The sequence below is a fragment of the Allobosea sp. P1_A7 genome (assembly GCF_056406775.1).
Map to the genome: position 1 here is coordinate 1 of NZ_JBFTZN010000122.1, position 15,892 is coordinate 15,892.

Sequence of the window (15,892 nt, forward strand, 5' to 3'; positions counted from 1 at the left end):
TCCACTTTTCGGGCCGATCCGTTAGCGACGCAGGATCAGACGGTTATTCCAGGGGTCGGCAACGGTGACGGTGCCTCCCTGATCACGACCGCCGGCAGCGATCATCCGCGTCCGCATCGCYGCGAAGGCCGGGTCGTCGGCGGCGACGAGCTCGAAGCTCGCGAGCCCCGCATCGCTGTCAGCCCGCAGGCCTGCCCCCCGGCTGCCCCAGACATTGACGGCGATATGGTGATGGTAGCCACCGGTCGCGAGGAAGCTGGCGCCGGGATAATGCACCATCACGTCAAAACCGAGCCCATCGCGGTAGAAGCCCTCGGCCTGCGCGGTGTCGCCGACGCGCAAATGAACATGCCCCATGCCCGTGCCAGTCGGCATGCCGGGATAGGCGGCTYCGTCCGACTCACGCAGGAGCAGGTCGAGATCGAGCCGATCGGTCGACATCTTGATGGCGCCGCCATCAAGTCGCGGCCATTCCGGCCGGCTGCGATCACGATAGATTTCGATGCCGTTGCCTTCCGGATCGGAGAGGTAGAGCGCCTCGCTGACGAGATGGTTCGAGGCGCCTTCCAGCGGCACTCGGGTCCTGGCCGCATGCGCCAGCCAGTTGGCGAGGTCACGGCGCGATGGCAGCAGGATCGCGAGATGGAAGAGGCCGGCGGCCGATACCGGTGCGCTCGCCCCCCCTTCGAGCCGCACCAGCGGCACGCCGTCGACACCGAGCACGGAGAGGCCGGGCTCTTCCGAGATCAGCGTCAGCCCGATCGCGTCGCGATAGAAGGCCGTCAGGCGCGGCAGATCGCGCACCCGCAAGGAGACCGCGCCAATGTGAAGGGGCGCGTCATAGGCCTCAAGCCGTACCGGTGACGAAACCTTGTCCTTAACCGTGAGCATCGCCGCCTCCGAAAATGATGCGGCCCGACGTCCGCCGCAGTCTTCAAATGGCAAGAAACCGAGCCATTGTCGCCCCTTGGCATGGCAAGACCAAGATTGCAGCCGCGCAATATTGCGGGGCCGTCAGACCGGGCTCGGCCGGTCGATCGCAAAATCAGAGAACCAGGCCTCCTCCCTGCCCTCTAGCAGGGCGCCGAGGAGACGAGACGCGAGGAAGCTGAAGGTGATGCCGTTGCCGCCATAGCCATAGGCCGCCAGCAGGCGTGGCTGGCCAGGGACCCGCCCGATCAGCGGCAACCCGTCCCCGGTCTGGCCGAAGGCCCCGGACCAGGTGTGAGCAAGCGAGAGCCGCGCAGCCGGTACAAGGGCCGCGAGCTTGCCGAGCAGCGCCTCTGTCTTCTCCGGCCCGAGACGCTCGCGCAGATCGGCGTCATCGCTCCCCTCGTCCTCGCCTCCGATGACGATGCCTCCATCGGCCGTGGTCCGGCAGTAGACATAGTCCGTCGAAGCCTCCCAGACGAGCGCACGCCGAGGCCAGAGCGCCTGTGCGGGCTGCGGCTGCGTCGCCAATGCCCAACTCGAGGCGATGCGATGCAGATCGCTCCGGACGCAATCTGGCATGACATAGCCGGTTGCCAGGACGACATGACCGGCTTCGATCGTGTGGCCAGCGCCGAGCTGGACCATGGCGGAGCGACCCTGGCCATCGAATGCCACCGCCTCGTCGCGGATAAGACGCGCGCCCCGCGCTGCCGCCACGCCGAGCAGGGCATGGCACAGGCTGAGGGGGTCTGCTTCCGCCGATCCGGGCGAGACGATGGCTGCCGCCCGGTCGAACCCGAACTCGCGCAGCAGCAGGTCATGGCCGAGCAGGGAGCCGGGCAGGCCAGCGCGCTCCCGCAGGAGATGCTCGTCCAGCAATTCACGCGCCCCGGTCTCGCCAGCTGCGAGATAGACCGTGTCACGGGGATGGAAGGCGCAGCGCAGTTGTTGGCCCAGGACCAGCTCACGAAGCCCCGCCACGGCCCGAAGGCTGCGCCGATAGATATCCGCCGCCCGTTCGAAGTCGTAGAGCGCCGAAAGCCGCCGCAAGGGCTGGTCGATCTCCCATTGCAGCATCGCAGTGCTGGCCACCGTGCTGCCGAAGCCTGGTCTTTCACGATCGACGAGCACGACCTGCCGCCCACGCGCGGTCAGATGTTCCACCAGCATCGCCCCCGTGATGCCGCCGCCGATGATCGCCACGTCGCAGCGAATATCCGCTTCGAGCGTCTCGCCTCGCGGATGTCCGGCATCTGTGCGCCAGGGGCTCGAACCGCTGCGCAGGTCGCTCTGGCGCGTGTCGTCGGGATCCAGCATCGCCTACTCGTCCGCCATGGCAGCACCGACCCTGTCCGCCATGGTCGCGCCCCTGCGGCCGAGAGGCTTGGGTCGCCCGATCGTGGTGTCGCGCTCGGTCTGATGCTCGAGTTCGGCATTGAGTTCGGCACCGGCGAGCACGATCATCGCCGACAGCCAGAGCCAGGTCATGAAGACCACCACCGTCGAGAGCGAGCCATAGGTCGCCGTGTAATTGCCGAGCGTGCCGACATACCAGGAGAAGGCCCATGACGCGGCCGCCCAGAGCAGCGAGGCGGCGATCGCGCCTGGCATGACCCAGGCGAAGCGCGGCCGCCGCCTGCTCGGTCCGATCCAGTAGAGGCAGGCGATCGCCAGCGTCGCCATCACGACGAAGGTCGGCCAGCGCACCAGCCGGACCAGTTGCTCGAGTTCGTAGTGGAACGGGAAGAACGCGGAGATGACCGGCAGGATGGCGATCGCGATCAGCGCCGCCATCAGCAGCACGACCCCGCTCAGCGTGGTCAGCAGCGAGATCAGGTTCAGCTTGAAGAAGCTGCGCTTCTCCCGTTCGCGATAGATGATGTTGAGCRCATCGAAGACCGCCTTCACCGCGGCGTTCGCACTCCAGGCCGCCACGAGCAGGCTGACAAGGACAGCAAGGGACAGGCCGGTGCTGGATTGTGTCGCAAGCCGCATCGCTTGCTCGCGGATCAACTCGCGTGCGGCAGTTGGAAAGACCGTGGTGAGGCTGTCGAGCTGGCCGGCGATGGTCAGCGGGTCGGTGAAATAGCGGTACAGCGCGACAAGGAGCGAGAGCGCCGGGACAAGCGAAAGCAAGGTGAAGAAGGCGACCGCACCAGCCAGAGAACTGAGACGGTTATCGGCAACATTGCCGGCAAAGCGCAGCAGGACATCCTTCCAGCCAAGCCAGGTCATCTCGAGCGGCGAAGCCGCGTCGCGGCCGCGTGCAACCTCCTCTCGCGAAGGCCGCGCACGCCAGCGCGAGATCGCCTCGGCCACGTAGCCCAGCGCCACCCCCGCGCCCGCTGCGCCCGTGATGCGTTTCAAGAAGGCCATGAAAAGTCTCCGCCGCCGCGGTGGGTCGACACGCGGCCTGGCACCAGCCTAGGGCAAACCGGGCGGACGACGAGTTTGTTCCCTGCGCGGCGGGCCACCCCAGGCCGCTTATCCGTTTGTTAACCTTAACAGTTCCTAATCAGAGCCAGAAAACGCGCGCTTCACATGCGTCAGCAAAGGCTTGCGACCTCCTCGTCCCGGATACGGGAGGCACCGTATCTGGCCACCCGATCGGCGAACGACATACAGAGACCTGCGATGAAGATGTTCCTGAAAGCCGGCCTTGCGAGCCTCGCACTTCTGGCTGGCGGCGCGGCCTCCGCGGCGGACATGCCCTATCGCAAGGGCACGCTGCCGCCGGCTCCTGCACTGCCGGAATTCTTTTCCTGGACCGGGTTCTACGCCGGCGGCCAGATCGGTTATTCCTGGGGCTCGGAGCGCACCCGCTTCATCGCCGCCAACGGCATCGGCGCGGCTTTCACCTCCGATACCGATTCGGTGCTCGGCGGCGGACATGCCGGCTTCAATTACCAGTTCGGCTCCTATGTCCTCGGCATCGAAGGCGATATCGAGGCCCTGAATAGCGATGGGCGCTTCCGTCATGCCCTCGGCATCGGTGAGGTGAAACGCGACTGGCAGGCTTCGGTGCGCGGTCGCCTGGGCTTTGCGATGGACCGCTTCATGATCTATGCCACGGGCGGCGCGACTTTCACCGAGTTCGACCAGCAGCTCTTCGATCCGGCTTCGGGAGCACGTGACAGCGCCCAGACATCGCGCTCGGGCTGGAGCGTGGGCGGCGGTCTTTCCTTTGCGCTGACCGACCACCTGATCGCCGGCGTCGAATACCGCTACACCGATTTCGGCCGGTTCAACCGCCTGGCGCGCGGCGCCTTCCTTGGCGTGACGACCGATCAGGATTCGACGCTGCATAGCGTCCGCACGAGCCTGAGCTACAAGTTCTGACGGGACGAAGCCCGGATCAGAAGCCCGTGCGCTGGCGAATGGCGGCAGCGAGCGTGCCGTCGTCGAGATAGTCGAGCTCGCCGCCGACCGGCACGCCATGGGCGAGCTTCGTCACCTTGACCGGCAAATGGGCAAGCAGATCGGTGATGAAATGCGCCGTGGTCTGCCCGTCGACCGTGGCGTTGAGCGCCAGGATGACCTCCTTCACGGCCGGGTCGGAGGCACGGGCCACCAGCGCATCGAGCGTCAGGTGCTCGGGCCGGATGCCGTCGAGCGCCGAGAGCACGCCGCCCAGAACATGATAGCGCCCTGAAACAGCGCCCGAGCGCTCGAGCGCCCATAGGTCGGAGACGTCCGCGACGACGACGATCACCCCATCGTCGCGGCGGGCGTCGCGACAGACCGAGCAGGGATTGCTGGTATCGATATTGCCGCAGGTCGGGCAGACGACGATGCGTTCGCGCGCGGTCGCCATGGCCTCGGCGAGCGGGCCCAGAAGCTGCTCGCGCTTCTTGACGAGATGCAGGGCAGCGCGCCGGGCCGAACGCGGCCCGAGGCCCGGCAGCTTGGCGAGAAGCTGAATCAGCCGCTCGATCTCGGGGCCGGCAATGGCGCGTGACATGCGGGCCTGCAGCTCAGAACAGTTTCATGCCGGGCGGGATCGGCAGGCCCTTGGTGATCTCAGCCATGCGCTCCTGCATCACCCGCTCGGCGCGGGCGCGGGCGTCGGTGCTGGCCGCGACGATCAGATCCTCGAGTATCTCGCGCTCGTCGGCCATCATCAGGCTCGGGTCGATCCGGACCGACTTGAGCGCGCCCTTGGCTGTCATCGTCACGGTGACCATGCCGCCGCCGGAGGCGCCCTCGACCTCGATGGTGTCGAGCTCGGCCTGAACATCGGCCATCTTCTGCTGCATCTGCTGCGCCTGCTTCATCAGGCCCATCATGTCGCGCATGGTGTCTCTCCGTATGCGAAAGTGTCAGAAATCGACGCCGTCGAAATCCGGCTCGCTGTCGTCGAACAGCGGCTCGGCATCAGACATGTAATCATCGTCGGCCGAGCCCGAGGATTGCGCCTCGGCAGCTTCAGCCGCGCGCGGATCGCGCACGTTGACAATGCGGGCGCCGGGAAAGCGCTCCAGGACAGCCTTCACCGCTGGATGAGCGGCAGCGTCGCTCTCGCGCTGGTCCTTGGCGGCAACGGCCTGCTCGCGCAGCGTCGCGCCTCCCTCCGTATTGACGATGACGACCATCCAGGTCTGTCCCGTCCATTCCTTGAGGCGGCGCGACAGATCATTGGCGAGCGTGCGTGAACCACCTTCGACCAGGGCGAACTCGATCCGCCCCTGTTCGAAGCGAACGGGCCGCACATCGCGCTCGAGCGCAATCTTCAAGGTGATGTCGCGATWCTGCGAGGCGAGCGCGACGATATCTTCGATCGAAGCGACGAGCACGGCCGGGGCCGCAACCGCACGAGGGGCGGCAGCGGGCGCGGGGTTCGCGCTGGCGAGCACAGGCCGTGCCGCGAGCGCCGTGTTCCCGCCACCGGAGGGAGGGCGGGGCGCTGCGCCCCCCCCGCCATTGCCCGATCCGGCGGGAGAGCCATTGCCGTCGCGCAGCATCCGCATGGCCTCGTCGGGCGTCGGCAGGTCGGCCGCATGGGTGAGACGGACCAGCACCATCTCGGCCGCCATCACCGGCCTGTCGGCCTGTTTCACCTCGGCCATGCCGCGCAACAGCATCTGCCAGGCGCGAGCCAGCACGCGCACCGACAGTCGGGCCGCGAAATCACCGCCGCGCACGCGCTCGGCCTGGCTCAGGCCGTTATCCCGGGCGGCTTCAGGCACGAGCTTCAGACGCGTCACCAGATGGGTGAACTCGGCGAGATCGGTCAGCACCACGACCGGATCGGCACCGGCATCATATTGCGCCCTGAGTTCGCCGAGTGCCGCCGCGATATCGCCCTTCATCACCGACTCGAACAGATCGATGACGCGGGCCCGGTCGGCGAGGCCGAGCATGGAGCGCACATCCTCGAGCGTGATTCGGCCAGCCGCATGGGCGATGGCCTGGTCGAGGATCGAGAGAGAATCGCGAACCGAGCCTTCGGCGGCGCGGGCGACGGCACCGAGCGCCTCCTCTTCGGCGTCGACCCCTTCGGCCTTGCAGATGTTCGAGAGATGGCCGACGAGCAGGCTGCCATCGACCCGGCGCAGATCGAAACGCTGGCAGCGCGACAGCACCGTCACCGGCACCTTGCGGATCTCGGTGGTGGCGAAGATGAACTTTGCGTGCGGCGGCGGCTCTTCCAGGGTCTTGAGGAAGGCATTGAACGCCGCCCCGGTCATCATGTGCACTTCGTCGATGATGTAGACCTTGTAGCGTGCGGAGACCGGCGCATAGCGCACGCTGTCGTTGATCTGGCGGATATTGTCGACGCCATTGTTCGAGGCGGCATCGATCTCCATCACGTCGATATGCCTGCCCTCGATGATTTCGCGGCAATGCACGCCGAAACGCGAGAGATCGGTGGTCGGCCCACCCGCTCCATCCGCGCTCTGGAAATTCAGGGCACGCGCCAGGATGCGGGCCGTGGTCGTCTTGCCGACACCGCGGACGCCAGTCAGCATCCATGCCTGCGGGATGCGGCCGGCGGCGAAGGCGTTGGTCAGAGTACGCACCATGGCGTCCTGGCCGATCAGGTCGCCGAAATGGGCCGGACGGTATTTGCGCGCAAGCACCCGGTAAGGCGCCGCGGTCGCGACGGGCGCTGGCGCGAGGCCGGGAAAACCCAGCTCTTCAACGGAATCGGCAGCGGCGGTCTCGTCGGTCATCCGCATGCTTTCGCCAATCGGGAGGCGACGGTCAACGCCGGACTTGCAATACTCCGGCCGGGACGAGGCAGGAGCGGCCCCGATCCAAGGCTTGGATCGAAGACCTGGCAAGCGGGAGCAGCGCGCAAGGCAGCCGCAAAGTGGGAGGCTGGACGAAGACCCGTTCGGTCTCGTTAGGGCTGCTTCCYTCCGGACCTGACCCGGTTGGCGAGTGAGACGTCCCTCGCCAACCTCCCGGGCGCTATATCGTGCATGTCGATCGAGAGCGCAAGCGCGAGCTACGCCTTGTCGCGCAGTTCGCCCGGGCGCTTCCCCTCCTACCGCGCGAAGAGATTTTGCCGCGCGAAGAGATGATTTTGCCGCGCGAAGAGATGTTGCGCCTGGGCATCAAGGATCGCATCTGACCGAAACCAGCCGCTCGGCCGCCTCCCCAGCGCCGGCGCGAGCCGCTCTATGACAGAGCCGGCCCGATGAACCTCGGCGTCGTCAGCCTTGCCGCACGGGCGCCCCCTGGCGACGCCCTGCCTCTTTTCACGATCGAAGGCCCTCTGCACGCCGACTGCGTCGCGGCTCCTGATGATCAACGTCTTCAAGGCACGGGCGGGCCGAGGAGCCGGGCCTGTCGATCCGCGCGGCATCGTCGCAGGATGCGCCTTCGGCATTGACTCGCCCCCGCCCTTCCGCCATAAGCCCGCGACCTGCGCAGCCTTTCGGGCGGCGCCGCCCCTTTTGCATGACAGGCTTGGCCGGCCGATTTTCCCCAGCGGGAACCCGGTCGCCATGCCGGAACAAGGCCCCGGAGACGGACCGTGAAGAGAACCTATCAACCCAGCAAGCTGGTTCGCAAGCGCCGCCACGGTTACCGCGCCCGTATGGCGACAAAGGGTGGCCGCAAGGTCATCGCCGCCCGCCGGGCGCATGGCCGCAAGCGCCTGTCGGCCTGAGCGACCGGCGCGTGACCTGCGCGCCGTTTCCGGAAGACAGGCCCATCGCCATGCGCCACGCCCGTCTGACCGAACGCAAACAGTTTCTGGCGGCGGCCGAGCATGGCCGCCGTTTTCGTTCGCCTGCCTTCACGGCGCAGGTGCGCGATGCCGCGGGTGAAGAAGGCCGTCACGGCCTGCGCCTCGGCCTGACCGCTTCCCGCAAGGTCGGCGATGCCGTTGAGCGCAACCGCATCCGGCGCCGTCTGCGCGCCGCCGCGAAACAAGCCCTTGCCGCCCAGGCCGACCGGCCCTGCGATCTCGTGATCGTCGCGCGGCGCGAGGTGCTGACAGCTCCGTTTTCCGCGCTGATCGCCGATCTTTCCGTCGCGCTCGATCGCGCCAGACCCGCAAAACCCGGCCGCAGGCCGACCGACAAGCGCCCCACCAGTGGTGGCACCCGTCCCCAGCCTTAGGCCAAAAGCCCTTCGGGGCATTCAGCGAGATCCGTTTCCGGTCATGATGAAAGAAGACAATCGCAACCWGCTTCTGGCGATCACCCTGTCGGTGGTCGTGCTGCTCGGCTGGCAGTTCTTCTACGGCGTGCCGCAGATGGAAAAGCAGAAGCAGGCCGCGCAGCAGAGCCAGCAGGCGCAGACCCAGACGGCCCAGCCGGGCTCGTCGGCTACTCCGGCTCCGGCGACCGTTCCAGGCCAGCCGGCAGCGACCGCCGCTCCCGGCACGGCCCAGGCCGTCGCTGCTGTCGAGACCCGCGAGCAGGCGCTCGCACGCGGTCCGCGCGTCAAGATCGACACGCCCAAGATCGCCGGCTCGATCTCGCTCACCGGCGCGCGCATCGATGACGTCTCGCTCAGGGCCTATCACGAGACCGTAGACCGCAGCAGCCCGAACATCGTGCTGCTCTCGCCGCTCGGCGGACCCAACGCCTATTATTCCGATTTCGGCTGGGTCGCCGCACCCGGCGCCAATGTGGTGCTGCCGAATGCGACGACCGTCTGGACCGCGGACGCCCAAGTGCTGCGCCCCGGTACGCCGCTGACGCTGACCTGGGACAATGGCCAGGGCCTGTTGTTCAAGCGGATGATCTCGGTCGATGACAACGCCATGTTCTCGATCCGCGACGAGGTCGAGAACAAGGGCGGTGCGCCGGTCACGCTGTATCCGTTCGGCCAGGTGGTTCGCCACGGCAAGCCGCATACGCTCGGCTACTACGTGCTGCACGAAGGCCTCGTCGGCAATCTCGGCGAGCAGGGCCTGCAGGAATACACCTACGACAAGATCGACAAGGAGCCGGCGCTCTCGCCCGGCACCACCGGCAAGGTCTGGAAGGACGCCGTCGGCGGCTTCCTCGGCATCACCGACAAGTACTGGGCGGCCGCGGTCATCCCCGATCAGCAGCGCAAGTATGACGGGCGCTATTCCTCGGTCCAGACCGGCAATTCGCACACCTACCAGGCCGATTTCCTGGGCGAGGCCGTCACGGTCGCGCCGGGCGCCAGCGCGACCGCCAATGCCCGGCTCTTCGCCGGCGCCAAGGAAGTCGCGGCCATCGACGGCTACGAGAAGAATCTCGGCATCAAGCGCTTCGAGCTGATGATCGACTGGGGCTGGTTCTATTTCATCACCAAGCCGCTCTTCTTCGTGATGGACTGGGTCTACAAGCACGTCGGCAATTTCGGCGTCTCGATCCTGATCGTCACCGTGCTGCTCAAGGCCCTGTTCTTCCCGCTCGCCAACAAGTCCTACGCCTCGATGGCGAAGATGAAGGCGGTGCAGCCGGAGATGCTCGCCATTCGCGAGCGCTACGCCGACGACAAGATGAAGCAGCAGCAGGCTCTGATGGAGCTGTACAAGACCCAGAAGATCAACCCGCTCGCCGGCTGCTGGCCGGTGCTGGTGCAGATCCCGGTCTTCTTTGCGCTCTACAAGATCCTGTTCATCACCATCGAGATGCGGCACGCGCCGTTCTTCGGCTGGATCAAGGATCTTGCCGCGCCCGATCCGACCTCGGTCTTCAACCTGTTCGGGCTGCTGCCCTTCGCCGTGCCCGCGATGCTGATGATTGGCGCTTGGCCGATCTTCATGGGCATCACCATGTTCATCCAGATGAAGATGAACCCGGAGCCGCCGGATCCGGTGCAGAAGATGATGTTCACCTGGATGCCGGTGTTCTTCACCTTCCTGCTCGGCTCGTTCCCGGCCGGTCTGGTGATCTACTGGAGCTGGAACAACCTGCTCTCGATCGTCCAGCAGGGCTTCATCATGCGCAAGCACGGTGTGAAGATCGAACTGTTCGACAATCTGAAGAGCATGTTCAGCAAGAAGCCGGCTGCGGCGGCAGCAACGGCGACGCCGGCGCCCGGAAAGCCGGCGAACAGCAACAAGGCGAAGTAAGCCTCCGGGCTGCGACGCGACGCCCCTCTCCCTCGGGAGGGGGGCTTTTTGCTTTTTTCGGACCTCGTTCACGCTGCCTTCGAAAGGGAGCCTCCATGCCGCTTCCCGATCCGCGGACCCTTCACCCGATCCCGGGCTGGAAGGGCACGGCCTTCCTGAAGGCCGTCGTCGACCACCCGCTGATCGAGGTCGGCGACTACAGCTATTATGACGACTCGCGCGGGCCGGAGCACTTCGTCGGCCGCTGCGTGCGCTATCACTTCGACTTCATCGGCGACCGGCTGATCATCGGAAAATTCGTTGCCATCGCCCAGGCGGCACAGTTCATCATGAATGGCGCGAACCACCCGATGAGCGGCTTCTCGACCTATCCATTCCAGATGTTCGGATTCGAGGGCGCTCCCGAGATGACGCCGGACAAGCTTGGCCTGCGTGGCGACACGGTGATCGGCAATGATGTCTGGATCGGCCGCGAGGCGGTGATCATGCCCGGCGTGACGATTGGCGACGGCGCCATCATCGGGACACGGGCCCAGGTCTCGCGCGATGTGCCAGCCTATGCGGTGGTTGTCGGCAATCCCGGTCAGATCGTAAAGATGCGCTTCCCGGCCGAGACGATCGCGGAACTCCTCGCCATTCGTTGGTGGGATTGGGATGCAGAGACAATCTCCCGCAATCTCGGTGCAATCGCCGGCGCCAACATCGACGCCTTGCGCGCCGCCGTGTAGGCAGGACCCATGACAGCAAGCACGACAACCCCCTTCACTCCGGACGAGATCGAGAGCGCTCGCAAGCTCTTCGAAGGTCCCTGGGATTTCGTCTGGGCCTCGACCAAGATCGACGACCTGCCCCCCATGGTCGGCCAGGAGATCGCCTTTGCCGGGCGCTCCAATGTCGGCAAGTCGAGCCTGATCAATGCTCTGACGCGGCGCAACGCGCTGGCGCGGACCTCGCATACGCCGGGCCGTACCCAGCAGCTCAATTTCTTCCGCCAGGTCGGGCATGATGAGCGCCTGACCATCGTCGACATGCCCGGCTACGGCTATGCCGCCGTCGGGCGCGACAAGGTCGCGGCCTGGACCAATCTGATTCACGAATATCTGCGCGGCCGCTCCAACCTGATGCGGGTCTATGTGCTGATCGACGCCCGCCATGGCATCAAGGATGTCGACGGCGCGGTGCTGGAGACGCTCGACAAGGCCGCCGTCTCCTATCAGGTCGTGCTGACCAAGGGCGACGCGATCAAGAAGGCCGACCAGCAGTTCATGCAGGAAGCGACCTTCGACGAGATCAAGCGCCGGCCGGCCGCCTTCCCCGAGGTGCTGCTCACCTCGAGCGAAAAGGGCCTCGGCATTCCGGAGCTGCGCGCAGCGATCGCGCGCGTATTGGCAGAGCGGGCATAAGCCTCGCGGCTGCCGTGATGGTGAGGGAGGCGAGGCAATCCGGCCAGTCCTCCTCGCGAGCCCCCGCACGCCAGCATTTCGGTCCGGTCCAGAGAAAGTGATCCTGCCATGAGCGCCGCAAAGATTCATCTCACGCTGGCCGCGCTGATGGGCCTTGCGGGCGTGACGCTCCTGGCTGCGGCAGCGCATGGCCCAGGCACGAGCGGCCTCCAGACCGCCGGCCAGATGCTGCTGACCCACGCTCCCGTGATCCTGGGCGCAACGGCCGCACGCAAGGCCGGGTTGCTCTCCGACCTGCTGGCGCGTGTCGCGCTCTCCGTCATCATCCTCGGCGTCGCGCTCTTTGCCGCCGATCTCACCCGGCGTGGCTTCTATGATGAGCGGCTCTTTGCGGGCGCCGCACCTGCTGGCGGCTTCCTGATGCTGGCCGGCTGGCTCGCTCTGGCCTTCTCTGCCCTGTTCGCGCGGCGTAGCTGAACCGCGCCCGCCGGCTTCCGCCCCGGGCATTCTTCGGCTAGAAGGCCCGGCGCGCGATCCTCGCGTCCCGCGGAGCCTGCCGATGATCAATCCCGCCGTCCACCTGACGCCGTCGCAATCGGCAGAACTGCTGGTTCAGGCGCTGCCGCATATGCAGCGCTACGATCAGGAAATCATCGTGATCAAATATGGCGGCAACGCCATGGGCGATGCCGCGACCGCCGAGGATTTTGCCGAGGATATCGTCCTGCTCGAGCAGTCCGGCTTGAAGCCGGTCGTTTGCCATGGCGGCGGCCCGCAGATCGCCCGCATGCTCGACAAGCTCGGCATCAAGTCGGAGTTCAAGCAGGGCCTGCGGGTCACCGACCGCGCAACCGTCGATGTCGTCGAGATGGTTCTGGCCGRCTCGGTCAACAAGGAGATCGTCGGCTACATCTCGCGCGAGGGTGGCAAGGCGATCGGGCTCTGCGGCAAGGACGGCAATATGGTGACCGCCCGCAAGGTGACCCGCACCGTCGTCGATCCCGATTCCAAGATCGAGCAGGTGCTCGATCTTGGCTTTGTAGGCGAGCCTGAAGCGGTGAACATCAGCGTGCTGGAGGCCGTGCTGAAGGCGGAGCTGATCCCCGTGCTGGCACCAGTCTGTGCCGCCGCCGACGGCCAGACCTACAACGTCAATGCCGATACCTTTGCGGGCGCGATAGCCGGTGCACTCAACGCCAAGCGCCTGCTGCTGCTGACCGATGTGCCCGGCGTGCTCGACAAGGACAAGAACCTGATTCCGGAGCTTACGGTGGAGCAATGCCGCCGCCTGATCGCGGACGGCACCATCTCCGGCGGCATGATCCCGAAGATCGAGACCTGCATCTACGCGCTCGAAAAGGGCGTCGAGGCGGTCGTCATCCTTGACGGAAAGATCCCGCACGCGGCGCTGATCGAGCTTTTCACCGATACCGGCTCGGGCACCATCATCAGAAGGTGATCCACCTTTGCCGGTGATGCGTGCCGGCAACGACAGGTTCATCATCCTCCCGGGGGCGTCTCGGGAGGAGCCATCATGGGTTACTCGATCACCATCGCGCTCGGCCTCGGCCTCTCGCTGGCCATGGTCGGTCTTGCACTCGTCCGCACCACGTCACGACGGCGAGAGGATATCGCGCGTGTCCCGGCGCGAAGCGCCAGGTCATTTCGGGACGAAAGGTAGGGAGACGGGCCGCATGTGTCTCATGCGCGACCCGTTCACGCCACATGCGGCGCTTGAGAGAACCGCCTGATCATTGCTCTGATCGCGGGTCAGCAGCCTGACCGCCGATCGGCCAGTGTCGTCGCACGTCGGTAAACCTTTGCGGAAGACTTGCATGCGACGCTGACGTCGCCACATGACATAGCCCATGAATCAGAAACCGATCATATCCGCCGTTACGCCGCTCCTGCCGAATGCGGAAGCCTTTGCGCATGTCGAGCACTGGGTTTTCGATCTCGACAACACGCTCTATTCGCACGAGGCAAAAGTCTGGCCGCAGGTCGATGAGCGCATCACGCTGTTCCTCGGCGAGCTGTTCGGGCTCGACGGGCTGTCGTCGCGGGCGCTGCAGAAATACTATTACCAGCGCTACGGCACGACCCTGAAGGGATTGATGGAGGAACACGGCGTCGATCCCGACGATTTCCTCGATTTCGCGCACCAGATCGACCTCTCCCTGCTCGATCCCAACCCCGCGCTTGGCGACGCCATCGCCGCCCTACCGGGGCGCAAGCTCATCCTCACCAACGGCTCGCGCGGACATGCCGAGAATGTCGCGGGCAAGCTCGGTATCCTCCACCATTTCGAGGACATCTTCGACATCGTCGAGGCTGGCTTCCTGCCCAAACCCGAGCGCGCGACCTATGAGCATTTCCTGGCGAAACATGCGGTCGATCCGAGCCGCGCCGCCATGTTCGAGGACATCGAGAGGAACCTGCTGGTCCCCAACGCGCTCGGCATGAAGACCGTGCTGATCCTGCCGCAGACGCCGGACCCGTTCCGCGAAGCCTGGGAGCAGGCCGCGATTGAAGCCGGCCATGTCCACCACGTCACGACCGACCTCACCGGCTTCCTCACCCCGCTCGGGCGCCCGCCGAAACCGTCACGCTAAGACATCGGCCCGAAAAGTGGATTGCGGTTTTCGGGGAAGCCGATGCAATCACAGATAGTTAGATCATCGGACCGGATACTATATCCGGCCCGATGATCTAAGGCGCAGATCTCGGGCGTTCCTTCCGGAGAATTTTTGTCCGTCTTTACGAACGATGGCTGAGCTGTTATTCCCCTTGTCCGTTATAACGAACGGTCGGAGTTCAGTTCATGTCAGGCCCAGACGCTGGCGCAAAGGCGCTGCATCCCGAAACGCGGCTGGTTCATGCCGGCACCCTGCGCTCGCAGTTCGGCGAGACGTCGGAAGCGCTCTTCCTGACGCAGGGCCATGTCTATGACAGCGCCGAGCAATGCGAGGCGCGCTTCCTGAACAAGGATCCGGGCTTCCAATATGCCCGCTTCTCGAACCCGACCGTGACCATGCTGGAACAGCGCATGGCCGCCTTCGAGGGGGCCGAAGCCTGCCGCGCTACGGCGACCGGCATGGCCGCCGTGACGGCAGCAGTGATGAGCCTGGTGCGTGCTGGCGACCACGTCGTCGCGGCGCAGGCCCTGTTCGGCTCCTGTCGCTATGTCGTCGAGGATCATCTGCCGCGCTACGGCGTGGAATCGACGCTGGTGAACGGCCCCGATATCGAGGCCTGGCGGAAGGCCGTGCAGCCCAACACCAAGGTCTTCTTCCTGGAAAGCCCCGCGAACCCGACACTCGAGGTCATCGACATCGCGGCCGTCGCCGCGCTGGCGAAGGAGGTCGGCGCCAAGCTCGTGGTCGACAATGTCTTCGCGACCCCGCTCTTCCAACGTCCGCTCGAACTCGGTGCCGACTGCGTCGTCTACTCGGCAACGAAGCATATCGACGGGCAAGGCCGCTGCCTCGGCGGACTGGTCCTCGCCTCGGAGGAATTGATCCAGAGCGAGATCCAGACCTTTCTGCGCCAGACCGGGCCGGCGATGTCGCCCTTCAACGCCTGGGTGATGCTGAAGGCCCTGGAGACGCTKCCGCTGCGCGTCAACCGGCAGGCGCAGAGCGCCGCGATCCTTGCGGCCTGGCTGGCCAAGCAGCCCAAGCTGCCGAAAGTGATCTTTCCGGGCGACCCCAATCATCCGCAAGCCGAGATCATTGCGCGCCAGATGAGCGGTCCCTCGACCCTGATCGCCTTCGAGGTCAGTGGCGGCAAGGAGGCCGTCTACCGCCTGCTCAATGCGCTCAAGCTGATCCGCATCTCCAACAATCTCGGCGATGCCAAGAGCCTGATCGTGCACCCCGCCACGACGACCCATCAGCGCTTCACGCCGGAGATTYGCGCCAGCATGGGCGTCACCGACGGGCTGGTGCGCTTCTCGGTCGGGCTCGAACATCCCGACGACCTGATCGCCGATTTCGAGCGTGCGTTGGCGGCGGTCTGAGGGCCGCCCCTCAGCCAAGTGCAGAGC

Annotated in this window: 18 protein-coding genes and 1 other RNA gene; 12 read left to right on the forward strand and 7 right to left on the reverse strand. The window is 65.7% G+C overall.

Annotation, left to right across the window (positions count from 1 at the left end; translation table 11 throughout):
• Positions 1 to 21: 21 nt before the first annotated feature.
• The 3 genes from AC1D34_RS20590 to AC1D34_RS20600 all read right to left on the reverse strand — a co-directional run bounded on the left by AC1D34_RS20590 (position 22) and on the right by AC1D34_RS20600 (position 3,309).
• Entirely contained in the window at positions 22 to 891 is an 870-nt protein-coding gene (locus AC1D34_RS20590) for a VOC family protein (protein ID WP_476825190.1), read from the reverse strand.
• Between the two features lie 123 nt (positions 892 to 1,014).
• The gene (locus AC1D34_RS20595) at positions 1,015 to 2,250 is read right to left on the reverse strand and encodes an NAD(P)/FAD-dependent oxidoreductase (RefSeq protein WP_441504996.1); all 1,236 of its coding nucleotides are present in this window, start codon (positions 2,248 to 2,250) and stop codon (positions 1,015 to 1,017) included.
• A gap of 3 nt (positions 2,251 to 2,253) precedes the next feature.
• Positions 2,254 to 3,309, reverse strand: coding sequence for a YihY/virulence factor BrkB family protein (locus AC1D34_RS20600; protein ID WP_476825191.1), 1,056 nt, complete (start codon positions 3,307 to 3,309; stop codon positions 2,254 to 2,256).
• Positions 3,310 to 3,567: 258 nt separating this feature from the next.
• Here AC1D34_RS20600 and AC1D34_RS20605 point away from each other — a divergent pair, with 258 nt between their 5' ends.
• The gene (locus AC1D34_RS20605) at positions 3,568 to 4,272 is read left to right on the forward strand and encodes an outer membrane protein (protein WP_441490535.1); all 705 of its coding nucleotides are present in this window, start codon (positions 3,568 to 3,570) and stop codon (positions 4,270 to 4,272) included.
• A gap of 16 nt (positions 4,273 to 4,288) precedes the next feature.
• On the opposite strand, the gene recR is transcribed toward AC1D34_RS20605, so the two are convergent.
• From recR to ffs, 4 genes are all read right to left on the reverse strand, one after another.
• Positions 4,289 to 4,894 (reverse strand): recombination mediator RecR, encoded by a 606-nt coding sequence (gene recR, locus AC1D34_RS20610; protein ID WP_476825192.1) that lies wholly within the window; start codon positions 4,892 to 4,894, stop codon positions 4,289 to 4,291.
• 13 nt (positions 4,895 to 4,907) lie between these two features.
• A complete protein-coding gene (locus tag AC1D34_RS20615) occupies positions 4,908 to 5,228 on the reverse strand; it encodes a YbaB/EbfC family nucleoid-associated protein (RefSeq protein WP_113516833.1) in 321 nt (106 codons plus the stop codon).
• A 24-nt stretch (positions 5,229 to 5,252) separates the two neighbouring features.
• A complete protein-coding gene (locus AC1D34_RS20620) occupies positions 5,253 to 7,106 on the reverse strand; it encodes a DNA polymerase III subunit gamma/tau (RefSeq protein WP_476825193.1) in 1,854 nt (617 codons plus the stop codon).
• Between the two features lie 139 nt (positions 7,107 to 7,245).
• Positions 7,246 to 7,342: signal recognition particle sRNA small type (gene ffs / locus AC1D34_RS20625), an RNA gene on the reverse strand.
• 12 nt (positions 7,343 to 7,354) lie between these two features.
• Here ffs and AC1D34_RS20630 point away from each other — a divergent pair.
• The 11 genes from AC1D34_RS20630 (at position 7,355) to AC1D34_RS20680 (ending at position 15,865) form a co-directional block, all read left to right on the forward strand.
• A complete protein-coding gene (locus AC1D34_RS20630; RefSeq protein ID WP_476825194.1) occupies positions 7,355 to 7,510 on the forward strand; it encodes a hypothetical protein in 156 nt (51 codons plus the stop codon).
• A gap of 405 nt (positions 7,511 to 7,915) precedes the next feature.
• Positions 7,916 to 8,050, forward strand: a complete 135-nt coding sequence (gene rpmH, locus AC1D34_RS20635) for a 50S ribosomal protein L34 (protein WP_038364779.1) — start codon at positions 7,916 to 7,918, stop codon at positions 8,048 to 8,050.
• Positions 8,051 to 8,061: 11 nt separating this feature from the next.
• Positions 8,062 to 8,505: a ribonuclease P protein component gene (gene rnpA / locus AC1D34_RS20640; RefSeq protein WP_441490530.1), complete on the forward strand. Its 444-nt coding sequence runs from the start codon at positions 8,062 to 8,064 to the stop codon at positions 8,503 to 8,505.
• Positions 8,506 to 8,551: 46 nt separating this feature from the next.
• Positions 8,552 to 10,444: a membrane protein insertase YidC gene (yidC, locus tag AC1D34_RS20645; RefSeq protein ID WP_476825197.1), complete on the forward strand. Its 1,893-nt coding sequence runs from the start codon at positions 8,552 to 8,554 to the stop codon at positions 10,442 to 10,444.
• 95 nt (positions 10,445 to 10,539) lie between these two features.
• The gene (locus AC1D34_RS20650) at positions 10,540 to 11,172 is read left to right on the forward strand and encodes a CatB-related O-acetyltransferase (RefSeq protein WP_441490529.1); all 633 of its coding nucleotides are present in this window, start codon (positions 10,540 to 10,542) and stop codon (positions 11,170 to 11,172) included.
• A gap of 9 nt (positions 11,173 to 11,181) precedes the next feature.
• Positions 11,182 to 11,847, forward strand: coding sequence for a ribosome biogenesis GTP-binding protein YihA/YsxC (gene yihA / locus AC1D34_RS20655; protein WP_441490528.1), 666 nt, complete (start codon positions 11,182 to 11,184; stop codon positions 11,845 to 11,847).
• Positions 11,848 to 11,955: 108 nt separating this feature from the next.
• On the forward strand, positions 11,956 to 12,324 hold the full coding sequence (locus AC1D34_RS20660) for a DUF423 domain-containing protein (RefSeq protein ID WP_441490527.1): 369 nt from the start codon (positions 11,956 to 11,958) through the stop codon (positions 12,322 to 12,324).
• A gap of 82 nt (positions 12,325 to 12,406) precedes the next feature.
• Entirely contained in the window at positions 12,407 to 13,306 is a 900-nt protein-coding gene (gene argB, locus AC1D34_RS20665; RefSeq protein ID WP_476825195.1) for an acetylglutamate kinase, read from the forward strand.
• Between the two features lie 75 nt (positions 13,307 to 13,381).
• Positions 13,382 to 13,528 (forward strand): hypothetical protein, encoded by a 147-nt coding sequence (locus tag AC1D34_RS20670; protein WP_441490526.1) that lies wholly within the window; start codon positions 13,382 to 13,384, stop codon positions 13,526 to 13,528.
• A gap of 187 nt (positions 13,529 to 13,715) precedes the next feature.
• Positions 13,716 to 14,459, forward strand: a complete 744-nt coding sequence (locus tag AC1D34_RS20675; RefSeq protein WP_441490525.1) for a pyrimidine 5'-nucleotidase — start codon at positions 13,716 to 13,718, stop codon at positions 14,457 to 14,459.
• 209 nt (positions 14,460 to 14,668) lie between these two features.
• Complete coding sequence (locus AC1D34_RS20680) at positions 14,669 to 15,865, forward strand: O-succinylhomoserine sulfhydrylase (protein ID WP_476825196.1); 1,197 nt, start codon at positions 14,669 to 14,671, stop codon at positions 15,863 to 15,865.
• The last annotated feature ends 27 nt before the right edge of the window (positions 15,866 to 15,892 follow it).